The organism is Streptomyces sp. B5E4, from assembly GCF_039871555.1.
GTDB lineage: Bacteria > Actinomycetota > Actinomycetes > Streptomycetales > Streptomycetaceae > Streptomyces.
Genome location: NZ_JBDPMI010000009.1, coordinates 102,687 through 119,722, shown reverse-complemented (window position 1 = coordinate 119,722; position 17,036 = coordinate 102,687). Strand labels below are relative to the sequence as shown.

Below are 17,036 nucleotides of genomic sequence, written 5' to 3'. Positions count from 1 at the left end.
GCGGCTGAGGTGAGGAGCCGATGACGGAACCGTACGAAGCCGGGGATCCCGGCCGCCGGCCGCGCAGCCGACGCCGCAAGGCGGTCCTCGTGGCGGTCTGGACGCTCGTCGGGGTGATGGTCCTCGGCGGGGCCGGCTTCACGTACCTCTACTTCCGTTTCAACGGCAACCTGACCAGCGTCGACCTGGACGCCAAGCTGGGCGGCGACCGGCCCGAGGACCTGCCGGGCGGCTCCATGGACATCCTCGTCCTCGGCTCCGACTCCCGGGCCGGCGCGAACGCCGAGTACGGCCGCGACGGCGGCGGCGCCCGCTCCGACACCGCGATGATCGTGCACGTCTACGAGGACCGGAAACGCGCCAGCGTCGTCAGCATCCCCCGCGACACGCTCGTCGACCGCCCCGAGTGCGCCCGCGACGACGGTGACACCGCGCCCGCCGCGAAGCGCGCCATGTTCAACGAGTCGTACTCCGTCGGCGGCCCGGCCTGCACGGTCAAGACCGTGGAGAAGATGACCGGGGTGCGCATGGACCACTTCGTCGAGGTCGACTTCAGCGGCTTCAAGCGGCTCATCGACCAGCTCGGCGGGGTGGAGATCACCACCCGCCAGGACATCGACGACCCCGACAGCCACCTCGACCTCAAGGCCGGCACGCACACCCTGGACGGCGAGCAGGCGCTCGGCCTGGTCCGTACCCGCAAGGGCGTCGGCGACGGCAGCGACCTGGGCCGGATAGAGCTGCAGCAGGTGTTCGTCAAGGCACTGGTGCAGCAGGTCGGTCAGGTCGACCTGCTGACCAGCCCCGCGAAGCTCCTCGGGCTCGCCGACACCGCCACCAAGTCGATCACGACGGACGACGGCCTGGGCACGGTGAACAAGCTGCGCCGGCTGGCCGAGAGCATGGGCGACATAGGCCCGGGCGACATGCAGATGGCGACCCTGCCGGTGACGGCCGACAAGCAGGACCCCAACCGCGTCGTACCGAGGGAGAAGGAGTCCGCGCAGGTCTGGAAGGCGCTGCGGGAGGACCGGTCGATACCGAAGTCGGCGCTGAAGGACACCGGGGGCGGGCAGGCGGACCGTGACGTCGTCGCCGCCCCGCCGGCCGGGAGCGACGGCCTGGAGGAGGTCGCGCCGGGCGGCGGTGCACAGGCGGCCGCGGGCTGACCCCGGGGCGTGAGCGCCCTGCGGGCCCCGGCGGGGGAGCGCAGGCCGTGGAATAAAGCGGGCGCGGGGCCCGTTTTGGCGAGCACGACCGGTCCTCGTAGACTGGTACGTCGGCCCCGGTTCACGTGACGCATCCGCCGATCGACCCGGAGCCCTCCCGAACCTAGGAGAATCCCTTGAAGCGCGACATCCACCCGGAGTACGTGGAGACCCAGGTGAGCTGCACCTGCGGTAACTCCTTCACCACCCGGAGCACCGTCACCTCCGGCACCATCCGCGCGGACATCTGCTCCGCGTGCCACCCGTTCTACACGGGCAAGCAGAAGATCCTCGACACCGGTGGCCGCGTGGCCCGCTTCGAGGCCCGCTTCGGCAAGCAGGCCGCGGCGAAGAAGTAGCTCGTGCGCGTGCGCCGGGCCGGCCGCCCCGAAGAGGGGCGGACCGGGCCGGCGCACGTTTTTCGTCCCGTCCGGCCGCCCGCCCCAGGTCCTGCTACTTCCCCCTACGGAGCGCCCCACGATGTTCGAGGTCGTCAAGGATCTCATCGGCGAGCACGCCACCCTTGAGCAGCAGCTCGCCGACCCCGGTGTGCACGCCGACCAGCGCCGCGCCACCCGGCTCAACAAGCGCTACGCCGAGCTGACCCCGATCATCGCCGCGTACCGCGCCTGGGAGCGCGCCGGCGAGGATGCCGCCGACGCCCGCGAGCTGGCCGCCGAGGACTCGGACTTCGCCGCCGAGGCCAAGAGCCTGGAGCGGGAGCGCGAGGAGCTGACGGAGCGGCTGCGGCTGCTGCTCGTACCGCGCGATCCCAGCGACGGCAAGAACGTCATCCTGGAGGTCAAGGCGGGCGAGGGCGGCGAGGAGTCCGCGCTGTTCGCCGGCGACCTGCTGCGGATGTACCTGCGCTACGCCGAGCGGCAGGGCTGGAGGACGGAGCTGCTGGACGCCAACGAGTCCGACCTCGGCGGCTACAAGGACGTCTCCGTCTCGGTGAAGCTCAAGGGCAGCGCCGCCGTGGAGCCCGGCCAGGGCGTGTGGGCGCGGCTGAAGTACGAGGGCGGCGTGCACCGCGTGCAGCGGGTGCCGGCCACCGAGTCGCAGGGCCGGATCCACACCTCCGCCGCCGGCGTGCTGGTGCTGCCCGAGGCCGAGGACGTCGACGAGGTCGAGATCGGCCCGGGCGACCTGCGCATCGACGTCTACCGCTCCTCGGGCCCGGGCGGCCAGTCCGTCAACACGACGGACTCCGCGGTACGGATCACGCACCTGCCCACGGGCATCGTGGTCTCCTGCCAGAACGAGAAGAGCCAGCTCCAGAACAGGGAGCAGGCGATGCGTATCCTGCGGGCGAGGCTGCTCGCCGAGGCGCAGGAGGAGGCGGAGAAGGAGGCGGCGGACGCGCGCCGCAGCCAGGTGCGTACGGTGGACCGGTCGGAGCGCATCCGCACGTACAACTTCCCGGAGAACCGGATCTCCGACCACCGGGTCGGGTTCAAGGCGTACAACCTGGACCAGGTGCTCGACGGGGAGTTGGACGCGGTGATCCAGGCATGCGTGGACGCGGACGCCGCGGCCAAGCTCGCGGACGCGGGCTGAGCACCGCACGGGATACGGCCGAGGGACCGGAGGGAACGTGAACCTGCTGCTCGTCGAAGTGGCACAGGCCACGCGGCGGCTCGCCGACGCCGGCGTGCCCTCCCCGCGGTTCGACGCGGAGGAACTGGCGGCGTACGTGCACGGCGTGCCCCGCGGCGAGCTGCACCGCGTCGCCGACGCCGACTTCGACGCCCGCTACTGGGAGGCCGTCGCCCGCCGCGAGGCCCGCGAGCCGCTGCAGCACATCACCGGCGTCGCCTACTTCCGCTATCTGGAACTCCAGGTCGGCCCCGGCGTCTTCGTGCCCCGGCCGGAGACCGAGTCCGTGGTGGACTGGGCCATAGCGGCCGTCCGCGCGATGGACGTCGTCGAGCCGCTGATCGTCGACCTGTGCACCGGCTCCGGCGCCATCGCGCTGGCCATGGCGCAGGAGGTGCCGCGGGCCGCCGTGCACGCGGTCGAGCTGGAGGAGACGGCGCTCACCTGGGCGCGCAAGAACGCCGCGCACAACGACGGCGGCGCCCGGGTCGTGCTGCACCATGGAGACGCGCGTACCGCGCTGCCGGAACTGAACGGCCAGGTCGACCTGGTCATCAGCAATCCGCCGTACATCCCGCTGACCGAGTGGGAGCATGTCGCCCCGGAAGCCCGCGACCACGACCCGCAGGCCGCGCTCTTCTCCGGCGAGGACGGCCTCGACCTCATCCGCGGTCTGGAGGTCGCGGCCCGGCGGCTGCTGCGCCCCGGCGGGGTGCTGGTCGTCGAGCACGCCGACACCCAGGGCGGCCAGGTGCCGTGGCTCTTCACCGAGGAACGCGGCTGGGCGGACGCCGCCGACCACCCCGACCTCAACAACCGGCCTCGATTCGCGACCGCCCGCAGGGTCCGTACCTGAGAAGGAGATAGACATGGCACGGCGCTACGACTGCAGCGATGCGGCCGATCGCAAGACCGGGCTGCGCGAGGCCGCGTCCGCAGTCCGCCGCGGCGAGCTGGTCGTCCTGCCCACCGACACGGTCTACGGCATCGGCGCCGACGCCTTCGCCGACGAGGCGGTGGCGGCGCTGCTGGACGCCAAGGGCCGCGGGCGCAGCATGCCCACCCCGGTGCTCATCGGCTCGCCGAACACGCTGCACGGGCTGGTCAAGGACCTCAGCGAGGAGGCGTGGGAGCTGATCGACGCCTTCTGGCCGGGCGCGCTGACCGTCGTCGCCAAGCACCAGCCGTCGCTGACCTGGGACCTGGGCGAGACCCGCGGCACGGTGGCGGTACGGATGCCGCTGCACCCGGTGGCGCTCGAACTGCTCAAGGAGGTCGGCCCGATGGCCGTCTCCAGCGCCAACCTCACCGGCCACCCCGCCCCCCAGGACTGCGACGCCGCCCAGGAGATGCTGGGGGAGTCGGTCTCGGTCTATCTCGACGGCGGCCCGACGCCGGCCGCGGTGCCGTCCTCGATCGTGGACATCACCGGCCGTACGCCGGTGCTGCTGCGCGAGGGCGCGGTGACCGCGGAGCAACTGCGCGAGGTCGCAGGCGGGCTCGAGGTCGCCAGTTGACCGCGCCCGAAGGGCGCACGGGGGACATACAGGGATTCCGGATCCTCCACGTCAGCACCGGCAACGTCTGCCGCTCGCCGATCACCGAGCGGCTGACGCGGCATGCCCTCGACGTGCGCCTCGGCCCGCGGCCCGCGGCGGGCATCGCGGTGGAGAGCGCGGGCACCTGGGGGCACGAGGGCGCGCCGATGGAGGCGCACGCGGCGACGGTGCTGCGCGAGTCGGGGGCGGACCCGGACGGGTTCGCGGCCCGGGAGCTGCGCGACGAGCACGTGATCCGGGCGGATCTGGTGCTGACCGCGACCCGGGACCACCGGGCGCAGGTGATCTCCATGGGGCACTCCGCGGGGCTGCGCACATTCACGCTCAAGGAGTTCGCCCGGCTGGTACGGGCCATAGACTCCGCCACCCTTCCGCCGGCCCGCGAGGGCCCGGTGGCGCGTGCGCACGCGCTGGTGCAGGCCGCGGCCGCGCTGCGCGGCTGGCTGCTGGCGCCCAGCCCGGCGGCGGACGAGGTGTACGACCCGTACGGGGCGCCCGTACCGTACTTCCGGCGGATCGCCGAGGAGATCGGGCAGGCGCTCGATCCGGCGGTGACGGCGCTCACAGGCGTGCCGGCCGCCGCCTGACGATGGCCGGATGCAACCGGTCGGGCGCCTGACGGGTCTCTTTCTGTACGGGCCCGGACGGGCTTGCGTCCGTACCCGGAGAACCGAGGCCCTGGAGCGGGCTAATGTGTGTGGCTGAACGGAACAGCGAAACCTCTGGGGCAGCTTGTGCGTGAATACCTGCTGACGCTGTGCATCGCAGCCGCTGTCACGTATCTGCTGACCGGCCCGGTGCGGAAGTTCGCGATCGCGGCCGGCGCGATGCCGGAAATCCGGGACCGTGACGTGCACAGCGAGCCGACGCCGAGGCTCGGCGGCATCGCCATGTTCGGCGGGATGTGTGCCGCGCTGCTCGTCGCGTCGCAGTTGCAGGCCTTCGAGCGGGTCTTCGAGCTCAACGAGCCCAAGGCCCTCCTGTCCGGCGCCGCGCTGATCTGGCTGATCGGCGTGCTGGACGACAAATGGGGCGTGGACGCCCTGCTCAAGCTCGGCGCGCAGATGATCGCCGCCGGCGTCATGGTGCTGCAGGGCCTGACGATCCTGTGGATCCCGGTCCCGGGTGTGGGCACGGTCGTACTGACGCCGATGCAGGGCACGCTGCTGACCGTGGCGCTCGTCGTCATCTCGATCAACGCCGTCAACTTCGTGGACGGTCTCGACGGGCTGGCCGCCGGCATGGTGGGCATCGCCTCCGCGGCGTTCTTCATCTACGCGTACCGCATCTGGTTCGGCTACGGGATCGAGGCCGCCGCCCCCGCCGCGCTCTTCTCCGCCGTGCTGCTGGGCATGTGCGTCGGCTTCCTGCCGCACAACGTGCACCCGGCGCGGATCTTCATGGGCGACTCGGGATCGATGCTGCTGGGCCTGGTGCTGGCCGCCGGGGCGATCTCCATCACCGGGCAGGTGGATCCGGACGCGCTGAAGGTCTTCGCGGGCAGCGAGAAGCAGGCGGTGCGCTCGACGGTGCCGGTGTTCATCCCGCTGGTGCTGCCGCTGACGATCCTGGCGATCCCGATGCTGGACCTGGTGCTGGCCGTCGTACGGCGCACATGGCGCGGCCAGTCGCCGTTCGCGGCCGACCGCGGTCATCTGCACCACCGGCTGCTGGAGATGGGCCACTCGCACATGCGGGCCGTGCTGCTCATGTATTTCTGGTCGGCGCTGGTCGCGTTCGGGATGGTGGCGTTCTCGGTGCAGGCCGACAACGTCTGGCTGGTGCTGATGGCGGTCGGGCTGAGCGCCGCGGGGCTGGTGCTGTTGCTGCTGCCGCGGTTCGCCCCGAAGACGCCGTCCTGGGCCAACAAGCTCGTACCGCCGCGCTACCGGCGCCCCGGGGACGCCGGCGACGGGCCCGGCGGCGAAGGTCCCGGCGACGGTACGGGGCCGCAGGGCGACCCGGCGCCGGCCGGCGGTGCCGCGGCCGAGGGGGCGAACGGTGCGAACGGGACGCCGGGTTCACAGGAGCACGAGCTCGTGCCCGCGGGCATCAGCGGTTCGACGGCGGTGGGGGAGCGCTCGCGCTGGCGCCGGGCCGGACATTGAGCCCTTTAGCAGGCATATCCCCAGATGAGCGGAGCGACGCGGCCGGCGTACCCCCTTCGTGTGACGGGGGGCACACTTACCGAGTAAAGCTCGGGTCAAGATGCTTGTGATACCGTTCACGAGAACCCGGTGCAGAGCCGAAGGACCGTAGTGCGACGGTTCTCTGGCGCGATGCCCCTCGACGCGGTGCACTCGCTCCGGGGACATGCTCGTCACCGTCGACCAGTTGCTCCCGACTCCCGCCGGAGACTCCTCTTATGCAGGTCAACGACGCCCGGATCCTCCGTGGCGCCGCGATCCCGACCGCCCTCGCCGGCGTCGTGGCAGTGATCATCAGTTCACTCGCGGCCGGTGTGAAGGGCGGTGTGGGAGCCGCCGCAGCCACCGTGGTGGTCCTTGCCTTCTTCTGTCTCGGTCTCTTCGCACTGCAGCACTTCTCGCGCAAGAACCCCGAGCTGTTCCTCGGGATCGCGCTGATCACCTACACCTCCCAGGTGTTGCTGCTCGCCGTCGTGATGGGCCTGTTCAACGACACGACGCTCTTCAACACCAAGGCGTTCGGCTTCACGGTGCTCGCCGCGGCGCTGGTGTTCACCGCGGCCATGGGCCGTACCCACTTCCGGCTGAAGTTGCCGTACGTGGAACCGGAGCGAGAAACCGGAGCGGGTGAACAGCGCTCCGGGACAACCACCGAGGCCGGGCGATGAGGGGCGCTGCCCGAGCAGTGATCCGCTACTGCTATCGTCCCCCTGCCGCGCCGGTGCGCGCGTGCGCAGTGGGCCGCAGGGCCGCACCGCACCCCGCCGGCCGTATCCCGTCCTGTCACGTACCGCTCTCCAGCGGTGCACAACGCCGACACATTGAGGTTGCCGTAGCCATGCGTCACGCCGAAGGAGCTCGCCGGTGAGTGCTGCTGATACGACGCTCGCTTTCGACGCGAGTTGCAAGATCTTCGTTGATGGTGGTTGCGGCTTCCAGTCTCCCGGCCTGCACTCGTTCGTCTTCAAGCCGATGTTCACGATCGGCGGCTTCGAGTTCAACAAGCCGATCCTGCTGGCGCTGGTGACGACGCTGGTGCTCTGCGTCTTCTTCTGGAAGGCGTTCGCCAGCCCCAAGGTCGTCCCGGGCAAGCTGCAGATGGTCGCCGAGTCCGGCTACGACTTCGTCCGCCGCGGCATCGTCTACGAGACCATCGGCAAGAAGGAGGGCGAGAAGTGGGTGCCGCTGCTGGTCTCCCTCTTCTTCTTCATCTGGCTGATGAACCTCTGGTCGATCGTCCCGCTCGCCCAGTTCCCGGTGACCTCGATCATCGCCTTCCCGGCCGCCCTGGCGGGCGTGGTCTACGTGACCTGGATGACCCTGACCTTCAAGCGGCACGGCTTCGTCGGCGGGTTCAAGAACCTCACCGGCTACGACAAGTCGCTGGGCGGCGTGCTGCCGCTGGTCATGCTGATCGAGTTCTTCTCCAACGTGCTCGTGCGGCCCTTCACGCACGCGGTGCGGCTCTTCGCGAACATGTTCGCCGGCCACCTGCTGCTCGTGATGTTCACCATCGCCACCTGGTTCTTCATGAACAGCTGGGGCTTCGCCTACGCGCCCGTGGCCTTCGTGATGGTCATGGTGATGATCGCCTTCGAGCTCTTCATCCAGGCCGTCCAGGCGTACGTGTTCGTCGTGCTGACCGCCAGCTACATCTCGGGCGCGCTCGAAGAGGCGCACTGAGCCACCGCACCACCCGCACCACCCCGAATCGTCCGGTGGCCAACCCCCACCGGCCCGTAGAAGAGAAGGAAGAAACACCCATGGCTGTCATGGAGACTCTCGCCGCCGTCGAGATCAAGGGCAACCTCGGCGCCATCGGCTACGGCCTCGCCGCGATCGGCCCCGGTGTCGGCATCGGCTACATCTTCGGTAACGGTGTGCAGGCCATGGCCCGCCAGCCCGAGGCCGTCGGCCTGATCCGGCAGAACATGATTCTGGGCTTCGCCTTCTGTGAGGCGCTCGCCCTCATCGGCATCGTCATGCCGTTCGTTTACCCGTCCTGAGCGGACTCCTTCCGACGAAAGGCATCGATGTGAACCTCCTGCAGATCGCGGCCGAAGAGGAGCAGAACCCTCTCGTCCCGCCGATGCCGGAACTCGTCATCGGCCTGATCGCCTTCCTCATCGTCTTCGGCCTGCTGGCCAAGAAGCTCCTGCCCCGCATCAACGAGGTGCTGGAGGAGCGCAAGGCGGCCATCGAGGGCGGCATGGAGAAGGCCGAGGCCGCCCAGATCGAGGCGGAGCAGACGCTGGACCAGTACAAGGCCCAGCTCGCCGAGGCCAGGCACGAGGCCAACCGGCTGCGCGAGGAGGCTCGCGAGCAGGGTTCGGCCCTCATCGCCGAGATGCGGGCCGAGGGCCAGCGGCAGCGTGAGGAGATCATCGCCGCCGGTCACGCCCAGGTCGAGGCCGACAAGAAGGCCGCTTCGCTGGCGCTGCGCCAGGACGTCGGCGCGCTGGCCACCGAGCTGGCCGGCCGGCTGGTCGGCGAGTCCCTGGAGGACCACGCCCGGCAGAGCCGCGTCGTCGACCGGTTCCTGGACGAGCTGGAGTCCAAGGCCGCCGCCCAGTCCGGGACGAAGGCCGAGGCCGGGGCATGAACGGAGCGAGCCGCGAGGCGCTGGCCGCCGCCCGGGAGCAGCTCGACGCGCTGACCGACCACACTTCGGTCGATGCGGCGAAGCTCGCCGAGGAGCTGGCCGCCGTGACCGCGCTGCTGGACCGCGAGGTGACGCTGCGGCGGGCGCTGACCGACCCGGCGCAGCCAGGCGAGGCCAAGGCCGAGCTGGTCGGCCGGGTCCTCGGCGGACAGATCGGCGGCGAGGCCGCCGACCTGGTCGCCGGGATGGTACGGGCCCGCTGGTCGCGGGCGCGCGACCTGGTCGACGTGCTTGAGGAGCTCGCCGACACCGCGGACCTCACCGCCGCCCAGCGAGCGGGGCAGCTCGACGACGTGGAGGACGAGCTGTTCCGGTTCGGCCGGATCGTCACGGGCGACAAGGAGCTGCGCGGGGCGCTCACCGACCGGGTGGGCACCAGGACCGCCAAGGCCGGGCTGCTGCACACGCTGCTGGGCGGACGGGCGAACCCGGTCACCGAGCGGCTGGTCGTGCGGCTCGTCGAGCGGCCGCGGGGCCGTAGCCTGGAAGGGGGCCTGGAGGCCCTGTCCAAGCTCGCCGCGGAGCGCCGGGACCGGATGGTCGCGGTCGTGTCCACCGCCGTGCCGCTCAGCGACGGGCAGAAGGAGCGCCTGGGCGCCGCGCTGTCCCGGCTGTACGGCCGGGACATGCACCTGAACCTGGACGTGGACCCCGCGGTCCTCGGCGGGATCTCGGTGCGGGTGGGCGACGAGGTCATCAACGGCTCCGTCGCCGACCGCCTCGACGAGGTGAAGCGCGGGATGGCGGGCTGACGGTCACCGATCGTCACACACCAACTCCAGAGCATCACCAGCGGCCCGAGTGGGGCCGTGGACGCAAGAACTTACGGGCCCAACAAGGAGAGCAGGGAACCCAGATGGCGGAGCTCACGATCCGGCCGGAGGAGATCCGGGACGCGCTGGAGAGCTATGTCCAGTCGTACCAGCCGGACGCGGCCTCGCGCGAAGAGGTCGGCACGGTATCGCAGGCCATGGACGGCATCGCCAAGATCGAGGGGCTGCCCTCGGCGATGGCGAACGAGCTGCTGAAGTTCGAGGACGGCACCCTCGGCCTCGCCCTCAACCTGGAGGAGCGGGAGATCGGTGCGGTCGTCCTCGGCGAGTTCAGGGGCATCGAGGAGGGGCAGCCGGTCACCCGCACCGGCGAAGTCCTGTCCGTGCCGGTCGGCGACGGTTACCTGGGCCGGGTCGTCGACCCCCTGGGCAACGCGGTGGACGGCCTCGGCGAGATCGCGACCGAGGGCCGCCGTGCGCTGGAGCTGCAGGCTCCCTCGGTCATGCAGCGCAAGTCGGTGCACGAGCCGATGGAGACCGGCTACAAGGCCGTCGACTCGATGACCCCCATCGGCCGCGGCCAGCGCCAGCTGATCATCGGTGACCGGCAGACGGGCAAGACCGCTCTCGGCATCGACACGATCATCAACCAGCGCGACAACTGGCGCTCCGGCGACCCGAACAAGCAGGTCCGCTGCATCTACGTGGCGATCGGCCAGAAGGGCTCCACCATCGCCGGCGTGCGCGGCGCGCTGGAGGAGGCCGGTGCGCTGGAATACACCACGATCGTGGCGGCCCCGGCGTCCGACCCGGCGGGCTTCAAGTACCTGGCCCCCTACACCGGCTCGGCCATCGGCCAGCACTGGATGTACCAGGGCAAGCACGTCCTGATCATCTTCGACGACCTGTCCAAGCAGGCCGAGGCGTACCGCGCCGTGTCGCTGCTGCTGCGCCGCCCGCCGGGCCGCGAGGCGTACCCCGGTGACGTCTTCTACCTGCACTCCCGGCTGCTGGAGCGCTGCGCCAAGCTCTCCGACGAGATGGGCGCGGGCTCGATGACGGGTCTGCCGGTCATCGAGACCAAGGCGAACGACGTGTCGGCGTACATTCCGACCAACGTGATCTCCATCACCGACGGCCAGTGCTTCCTGGAGTCCGACCTGTTCAACTCGGGCCAGCGCCCGGCGCTGAACGTCGGTATCTCCGTCTCCCGCGTCGGCGGTGCCGCCCAGCACCGCGCGATCCGGCAGGTCTCCGGCCGGCTGAAGCTGGACCTGGCGCAGTTCCGCGAGCTGGAGGCGTTCGCCGCCTTCGGCTCCGACCTGGACGCCGCCTCCAAGGCGGCCCTGGAGCGGGGCCAGCGCATGATGGAGCTGATGAAGCAGCCGCAGTACGCGCCCTTCCCCACCGAGGACCAGGTCGTGTCCGTGTGGTCCGGCACCAACGGGATCCTGGACGACGTGCCCGTCGCGGACGTCAAGCGGTTCGAGCGCGAGCTGCTCGACCACCTGCACCGCGAGGACAAGGACCTGCTCACGGGCATCCGTGAGGGCGGCAAGATGCCCGACGAGACCGTCGAGGCGCTGCGCGCCGCGGTCGAGTCCTTCAAGCGGCAGTTCGAGACCTCGGACGGCAAGCTGCTGGGCGAGGGCTGAGCATGGGCGCCCAGATGCGGGTCTACAAGAGGCGGATCCGTAGCGTCTCTGCGACCAAGAAGATCACCAGGGCGATGGAGATGATCGCCGCCTCGCGCGTCGTCAAGGCGCAGCGCCAGGTGGCGGCCTCCACGCCGTACGCGACCGAGCTGACCAGCGCCGTCACGGCGGTGGCGGCGGGCTCCGAGACCAAGCACCCGCTGACCACCGAGGTGGACCGGCCGGTGCGGGCCGCGGTGCTGATGATCACCAGCGACCGCGGTCTGGCCGGCGGCTACAACTCCAACGCCATCAAGCAGACCGAGGCGCTGACCAACCGGCTGACCGGCGAGGGCAGGCAGGTCGACCACTTCATCGTCGGCCGCAAGGGTGTGTCCTACTTCGGCTTCCGCGAGCGGCCGGTGGCCGAGTCCTGGACCGGCTTCACCGACAACCCGACGTACGCGGACGCGAAGAAGGTGGCCGCGCCGCTCATCGAGGCGCTGAGCAAGGAGACCTCGGAGGGCGGCGTGGACGAGATCCACATCGTCTACACCGAGTTCCACTCGATGATGACGCAGACCGCGGTGGACAAGCGGCTGCTCCCGATCGTCTTCGAGAAGACCGCCGCGGACTCCGCGGAGGTCTTCGAGGAGGCGCGCAAGAAGGAGCAGGAATACCACGCGCTGTACGACTTCGAGCCGTCCGCGGACGGCGTGCTCGACGCGCTGCTGCCGCGGTACGTCGAGAGCCGGATCTACAACGCGCTGCTGCAGTCGGCCGCCTCCAAGCACGCCGCCACCCGCCGTGCGATGAAGTCGGCGACGGACAACGCCGAGGAGCTCATCAAGTCGCTCACGCGGCTTGCCAACCAGGCCCGCCAGGCCGAAATCACCCAGGAAATCAGCGAGATCGTCGGTGGTGCGAACGCTCTCGCCGACGCCTCTGCGGGGAGTGACCGATAATCATGACCACTGCTACGACCACCGAAGCGAAGGCCACGGCGACCGGCCGCGTCGCGCGGGTCATCGGCCCGGTCGTCGACGTGGAGTTCCCCGTCGACGCGATGCCCGACATCTACAACGCGCTGACCGTCGAGGTCGCCGACCCCGCCAAGGCGGGTGAGATCAAGGTGCTGACCCTGGAGGTCGCGCAGCACCTCGGCGAGGGGGTGGTCCGCGCCATCTCCATGCAGCCCACCGACGGCCTGGTCCGCCAGGCGCCGGTGACCGACAGCGGCGAGGGCCTCACCGTCCCCGTCGGCGACGTCACCAAGGGCCGGGTGTTCAACACCCTGGGTGAGATCCTCAACGACGAGGTCGACGAGTCGGAGATCCAGGAGCGCTGGGCGATCCACCGCACCGCGCCCCCCTTCGACCAGCTCGAAGCCAAGACCGAGATGTTCGAGACCGGCCTGAAGGTCGTCGACCTGCTCACCCCGTACGTCAAGGGCGGCAAGATCGGCCTGTTCGGCGGCGCGGGCGTCGGCAAGACCGTGCTCATCCAAGAGATGATCATGCGTGTGGCCAAGCTGCACGAGGGCGTCTCGGTGTTCGCCGGCGTCGGCGAGCGCACCCGTGAGGGCAACGACCTCATCGCGGAGATGGCCGAGTCCGGCGTGCTGCCGCAGACCGCGCTGGTCTTCGGCCAGATGGACGAGCCGCCGGGCACCCGGCTGCGCGTCGCCCTGGCCGGTCTGACGATGGCGGAGTACTTCCGCGACGTGCAGAAGCAGGACGTGCTGTTCTTCATCGACAACATCTTCCGCTTCACCCAGGCCGGCTCCGAGGTCTCCACCCTGCTGGGCCGCATGCCCTCCGCGGTGGGCTACCAGCCGAACCTGGCGGACGAGATGGGTCTGCTCCAGGAGCGCATCACCTCGACCCGAGGCCACTCGATCACCTCGATGCAGGCGATCTACGTGCCCGCGGACGACTACACCGACCCGGCCCCGGCGACCACCTTCGCCCACCTCGACGCGACGACGGAGCTGTCCCGTCCGATCTCGGAGAAGGGCATCTACCCCGCGGTGGACCCGCTGGCCTCCACCTCCCGGGTGCTCGACCCGCGCTACATCGCGCAGGACCACTACGAGTGCGCCACCCGCGTGAAGGCGATCCTGCAGAAGTACAAGGACCTGCAGGACATCATCGCCATTCTGGGTATGGACGAGCTGTCCGAGGAGGACAAGCTCACCGTCTCCCGGGCTCGCCGGATCGAGCGCTTCCTGTCGCAGAACACCCACGCGGCGAAGCAGTTCACCGGTCTCGACGGATCGGACGTGCCGCTGGACGAGTCGATCGCCGCGTTCAACGCGATCGCCGACGGCGAGTACGACCACTTCCCCGAGCAGGCGTTCTTCATGTGCGGTGGCCTGGAGGACCTCAAGGCCAAGGCGAAGGAGCTGGGCGTCTCCTGACGGGTGCGCCCGCGGTTTTCACCGGCTCCGAGCCAACCGGGGGCGGGGTTCGCCCCGCCCCCGGCCCGCAAACCAGTTATTCTCTGCTAAACCCCAGTTGAGGAGCCATCGTGGCCGAGCTGCACGTCGAGTTGGTCGCCGCGGACCGTAGCGTCTGGTCCGGCGAGGCCACCCGGGTCATCGCGCGCACCCCGTCGGGTGACATCGGCATCATGCCCGGACACCAGCCGCTGCTCACGGTGCTGGAGTCCGGCCCCGTGACGATCCGCACGACGGGCTCCAGCGGGGACGGCACGGTCCTGGCGGCCGTGCACGGCGGCTTCATCTCCTTCGCGGACAACAAGCTCTCGCTGCTCGCCGAGATCGCCGAGCTCTCCGACGAGATCGACGTGGAGCGCGCGGAGCGCGCCCTGGAGCGGGCCAAGGCGGACGCGGACGCGGGGGCGGAGCGGCGCGCGGAAGTGCGGCTCCTGGCCGTGGCCGGTCGCTGAGGCCACGCGAGAGGAGCGGCGAGGAGGTCTGTGGAGATGTTCCTCGCTTTGCTGCTGGCCGGGGTGGCGATCGCCCTGCTGCTGCTCGGCCTCTTCCTCTTCGGGCTGCGCCGCCGGCTGATCCAGCGGGCCGGCGGCACCTTCGACTGCAGCCTGCGCTGGTCCGCCCGCGCCGACCGGCCCGGGAAGGGCTGGGCGTACGGCGTCGCCCGCTACAGCGGTGACGTCATCGAGTGGTTCCGCGTCTTCTCGTACGCACCGAGGCCGCGTCGTGTGCTGCGGCGGGACGGCATCGAGGTGCTGGAGCGCCGGGCCCCCGCGGGCGAGGAGGAACTCGCCCTGCTCTCCGACGCCGTCGTGCTGGCCTGCCGGCACGACGAGGACCGGATCGAGCTGGCGATGAGCGAGGATGCGCTCACCGGCTTTCTCGCCTGGCTGGAGGCGGCCCCTCCGGGCCAGCGCGTCAACGTGGCGTAGCGCGTCGGGACACTCGTCCGTGGGAACGGGAAAGGGCCTGAACCCGGGGCGGGGAGGCGAGCGCACGCCGGAAACCCCGGGCTCAGGCCCGTCTGAGGGTCAGCCGAGACCGTTGTGGACCGCGGTCATCAGCTCGCCGTTGGCGGTGTCACCGCTGAGTTCCCAGATGAACGCGCCGCCGAGGTTCTGGTTCTTGGCGTAGGTCATCTTGGCGGTGAGTGTCGCCGGGGTGTCGTAGCTCCACCACTGGTTGCCGCAGTGGGCGTACGCCGTGCCCGCGACCGTTCCGGTGGTCGGGCACCTGCCTTTCAGCTCCTTGTAGTCGTCGATGCCCTGCTCGTACTTGCCGGGTGCGGGGCCGGTCGCGCTGCCGCCGGGTGCGCTCTGCGTCACGCCGGTCCAGCCGCGGCCGTAGAAGCCGACGCCGAGCAGCAGCTTGGCCGACGGGATGCCCATGCCCTTCAGCTTCTGGATCGCGGCGTCGGAGTTGAACGCGGCGATCGGGATGCCGTCGTAGGACGTGAGGGGCGAGTGCGGGGCGGTGGGGCCCTGGGCGTCCCAGGAGCCGAAGAAGTCGTACGTCATGACGTTGTACCAGTCGACGTACTGGGCGGCGCCGGCGTAGTCGGCCTTGTCGATCTTCCCGCCGCTGGAGGCGTCCGCCGTGATGGCGGCGGTGAGGAGCTTGTTGCCGAACTTCGCGCGGAACGCCTGCATCATGTTCTTCATGACGGCCGGGCCACTGCTGTCACAGGTCAGACCGCAGGCGTTGGGGTACTCCCAGTCGAGGTCGATGCCGTCGAACAGGCCCTGCCAGCGCGGGTCGTTGACCAGGTCGTAGCAGGACTGGGCGAAGGCCGCGGGGTTCTGCATGGCCTGGGTGAAGCCGCCGGACCAGGTCCAGCCGCCGAAGGACCAGAGGATCTTGATGTGCGGGTACTTCTTCTTCAGCTTGAGGAGCTGGTTGAAGTTGCCGCGCAGCGGCTGGTCCCAGGTGTCGGCCACACCGTCGACGCTCTCGCCGGCGCCGTACGCCTTCTCGATCGCGGCGTAGGAGTCGCCCATGGTGCATCGGCCGTTCTGGACGTTGCCGAAGGCGTAGTTGATCGTGTTGATCTTCTGCGCCGTGCCGGAGGTGTCGAGGTTCTTCGCGTGGTAGTTGCGCTGGTAGACGCCCCACTCGGTGAAGTACCCCATCTTGATCTTGCCGCCGCCGGGGCCGCCGCCGCCCGTCGTGGTGACGGTCCGCGAGCCGCTGGACGGGCCGACCTGGTCCGCGGTGTCGCGGGCGCGGACGCTGTAGGTGTACGGGGTGCCGGCGGTCAGGCCGGTGTCCGTGTACGTGGTGCCGGTGACCGTGGCGATCTTGGTGCTGCCGCGGTACACGTCGTAGTTCTTGATCCCCTTGTCGTCGGTGGCCGCCGTCCAGCTCAGCGCGACGGAGGTGTCCGTGATGTTCCCGGCGCTGGGCGTGCCGGGAGCGGAGGGCGCGCTGTCGCCGGGGATGCCGCCGCCGTCGCAGGGGTCGCCGTTCAGGGTGCAGTTGGTGACGTTGCCGCCGCCGCTGCCGGAGCCGTTGAAGCCGAAGGTGAGGCTGGCGCCGGGGGCGAGGCTGCCGTTGTACGACTTGTTCTTGGCGGTCCAGCGGGTGCCGGTGTTGCTGACGTCCGCGTCCCAGGCGGACGTGACGCTGGTGCCGGCGGGGAAGTCCCAGGATATGGACCAGGAGGAGAGGGGCGCGGTGCCGGTGTTCTTCACCGTCCACCTGCCCTCGAAGCCGGTGCCCCAGTCTGAGGCCTTCTGGTAGGTCGCGGTCGCCCCGGCCGCCTGGGCGGGGCTGGCGAGTCCGACCATGGCGGCGAGCGGGATGGCCACGGCGGCCACGATGGCCGTGGCGCGTCTCAGCAGGCGACTGCCGGTGGGGGATCTCAAGGTGTGTCTCCCTCGTCGAGTGCCGTTCCGTCAGGTGCGGGCGGCGCGTCCGCGCGTACGGCCGCCCGTCGTACACGAGCCAGAAATTTGTTCATGCCATGACACTCACTCGCCAGGGAGGCTATTGGTACATAC

General features: G+C 70.2%; 18 protein-coding genes. 17 read left to right on the top strand and 1 reads right to left on the bottom strand.

From position 1 onward, the window contains the following. Window positions 1-20 precede the first annotated feature (20 nt). The 17 genes from ABGA99_RS14825 (at window position 21) to ABGA99_RS14745 (ending at window position 14,969) form a co-directional block, all read left to right on the top strand. The gene (locus ABGA99_RS14825; protein WP_347582791.1) at window positions 21-1,169 is read left to right on the top strand and encodes an LCP family protein; all 1,149 of its coding nucleotides are present in this window, start codon (window positions 21-23) and stop codon (window positions 1,167-1,169) included. A gap of 176 nt (window positions 1,170-1,345) precedes the next feature. Then, window positions 1,346-1,567, top strand: a complete 222-nt coding sequence (gene rpmE, locus ABGA99_RS14820) for a 50S ribosomal protein L31 (RefSeq protein ID WP_018840095.1) — start codon at window positions 1,346-1,348, stop codon at window positions 1,565-1,567. Between the two features lie 121 nt (window positions 1,568-1,688). Then, window positions 1,689-2,768 carry a peptide chain release factor 1 gene (gene prfA / locus ABGA99_RS14815; protein ID WP_347582790.1) on the top strand — a complete coding sequence of 360 codons (1,080 nt, stop codon included), beginning with the start codon at window positions 1,689-1,691 and terminating at the stop codon, window positions 2,766-2,768. Between the two features lie 37 nt (window positions 2,769-2,805). Then, window positions 2,806-3,663, top strand: a complete 858-nt coding sequence (gene prmC / locus ABGA99_RS14810; RefSeq protein ID WP_347578330.1) for a peptide chain release factor N(5)-glutamine methyltransferase — start codon at window positions 2,806-2,808, stop codon at window positions 3,661-3,663. A gap of 13 nt (window positions 3,664-3,676) precedes the next feature. Next, on the top strand, window positions 3,677-4,324 hold the full coding sequence (locus ABGA99_RS14805) for an L-threonylcarbamoyladenylate synthase (RefSeq protein ID WP_347578329.1): 648 nt from the start codon (window positions 3,677-3,679) through the stop codon (window positions 4,322-4,324). Further along, the gene (locus ABGA99_RS14800; protein ID WP_347578328.1) at window positions 4,321-4,953 is read left to right on the top strand and encodes a protein-tyrosine-phosphatase; all 633 of its coding nucleotides are present in this window, start codon (window positions 4,321-4,323) and stop codon (window positions 4,951-4,953) included. The genes ABGA99_RS14805 and ABGA99_RS14800 overlap by 4 nt, the downstream gene beginning before the upstream one ends. Window positions 4,954-5,100: 147 nt before the next feature. Next, window positions 5,101-6,474: an MraY family glycosyltransferase gene (locus ABGA99_RS14795; protein ID WP_347578327.1), complete on the top strand. Its 1,374-nt coding sequence runs from the start codon at window positions 5,101-5,103 to the stop codon at window positions 6,472-6,474. A gap of 257 nt (window positions 6,475-6,731) precedes the next feature. Beyond that, on the top strand, window positions 6,732-7,181 hold the full coding sequence (locus tag ABGA99_RS14790) for a hypothetical protein (protein WP_347578326.1): 450 nt from the start codon (window positions 6,732-6,734) through the stop codon (window positions 7,179-7,181). Between the two features lie 304 nt (window positions 7,182-7,485). Then, window positions 7,486-8,196, top strand: a complete 711-nt coding sequence (gene atpB / locus ABGA99_RS14785; RefSeq protein ID WP_347582827.1) for a F0F1 ATP synthase subunit A — start codon at window positions 7,486-7,488, stop codon at window positions 8,194-8,196. A gap of 80 nt (window positions 8,197-8,276) precedes the next feature. After that, the gene (atpE, locus tag ABGA99_RS14780) at window positions 8,277-8,519 is read left to right on the top strand and encodes an ATP synthase F0 subunit C (protein ID WP_026276655.1); all 243 of its coding nucleotides are present in this window, start codon (window positions 8,277-8,279) and stop codon (window positions 8,517-8,519) included. 23 nt (window positions 8,520-8,542) lie between these two features. Beyond that, on the top strand, window positions 8,543-9,115 hold the full coding sequence (locus tag ABGA99_RS14775) for a F0F1 ATP synthase subunit B (protein ID WP_347582826.1): 573 nt from the start codon (window positions 8,543-8,545) through the stop codon (window positions 9,113-9,115). Then, window positions 9,112-9,927 carry a F0F1 ATP synthase subunit delta gene (locus ABGA99_RS14770; protein ID WP_347578324.1) on the top strand — a complete coding sequence of 272 codons (816 nt, stop codon included), beginning with the start codon at window positions 9,112-9,114 and terminating at the stop codon, window positions 9,925-9,927. Before ABGA99_RS14775 ends, ABGA99_RS14770 begins: the two co-directional genes overlap by 4 nt. A 104-nt stretch (window positions 9,928-10,031) precedes the next feature. After that, window positions 10,032-11,603 (top strand): F0F1 ATP synthase subunit alpha, encoded by a 1,572-nt coding sequence (gene atpA / locus ABGA99_RS14765; RefSeq protein WP_347578323.1) that lies wholly within the window; start codon window positions 10,032-10,034, stop codon window positions 11,601-11,603. Between the two features lie 2 nt (window positions 11,604-11,605). Continuing rightward, window positions 11,606-12,547, top strand: coding sequence for a F0F1 ATP synthase subunit gamma (locus tag ABGA99_RS14760; RefSeq protein ID WP_347578322.1), 942 nt, complete (start codon window positions 11,606-11,608; stop codon window positions 12,545-12,547). Between the two features lie 2 nt (window positions 12,548-12,549). Next, on the top strand, window positions 12,550-14,001 hold the full coding sequence (gene atpD / locus ABGA99_RS14755) for a F0F1 ATP synthase subunit beta (protein ID WP_347578321.1): 1,452 nt from the start codon (window positions 12,550-12,552) through the stop codon (window positions 13,999-14,001). A 110-nt stretch (window positions 14,002-14,111) separates the two neighbouring features. Then, entirely contained in the window at window positions 14,112-14,492 is a 381-nt protein-coding gene (locus ABGA99_RS14750) for a F0F1 ATP synthase subunit epsilon (protein WP_347578320.1), read from the top strand. Window positions 14,493-14,528: 36 nt separating this feature from the next. Then, complete coding sequence (locus ABGA99_RS14745) at window positions 14,529-14,969, top strand: DUF2550 domain-containing protein (RefSeq protein ID WP_347578319.1); 441 nt, start codon at window positions 14,529-14,531, stop codon at window positions 14,967-14,969. Between the two features lie 99 nt (window positions 14,970-15,068). Here the strand turns inward: ABGA99_RS14745 and ABGA99_RS14740 are convergent, their stop codons facing one another. After that, window positions 15,069-16,823: a glycoside hydrolase family 18 chitinase gene (locus tag ABGA99_RS14740; RefSeq protein ID WP_347582825.1), complete on the bottom strand. Its 1,755-nt coding sequence runs from the start codon at window positions 16,821-16,823 to the stop codon at window positions 15,069-15,071. Window positions 16,824-17,036: the final 213 nt, after the last annotated feature.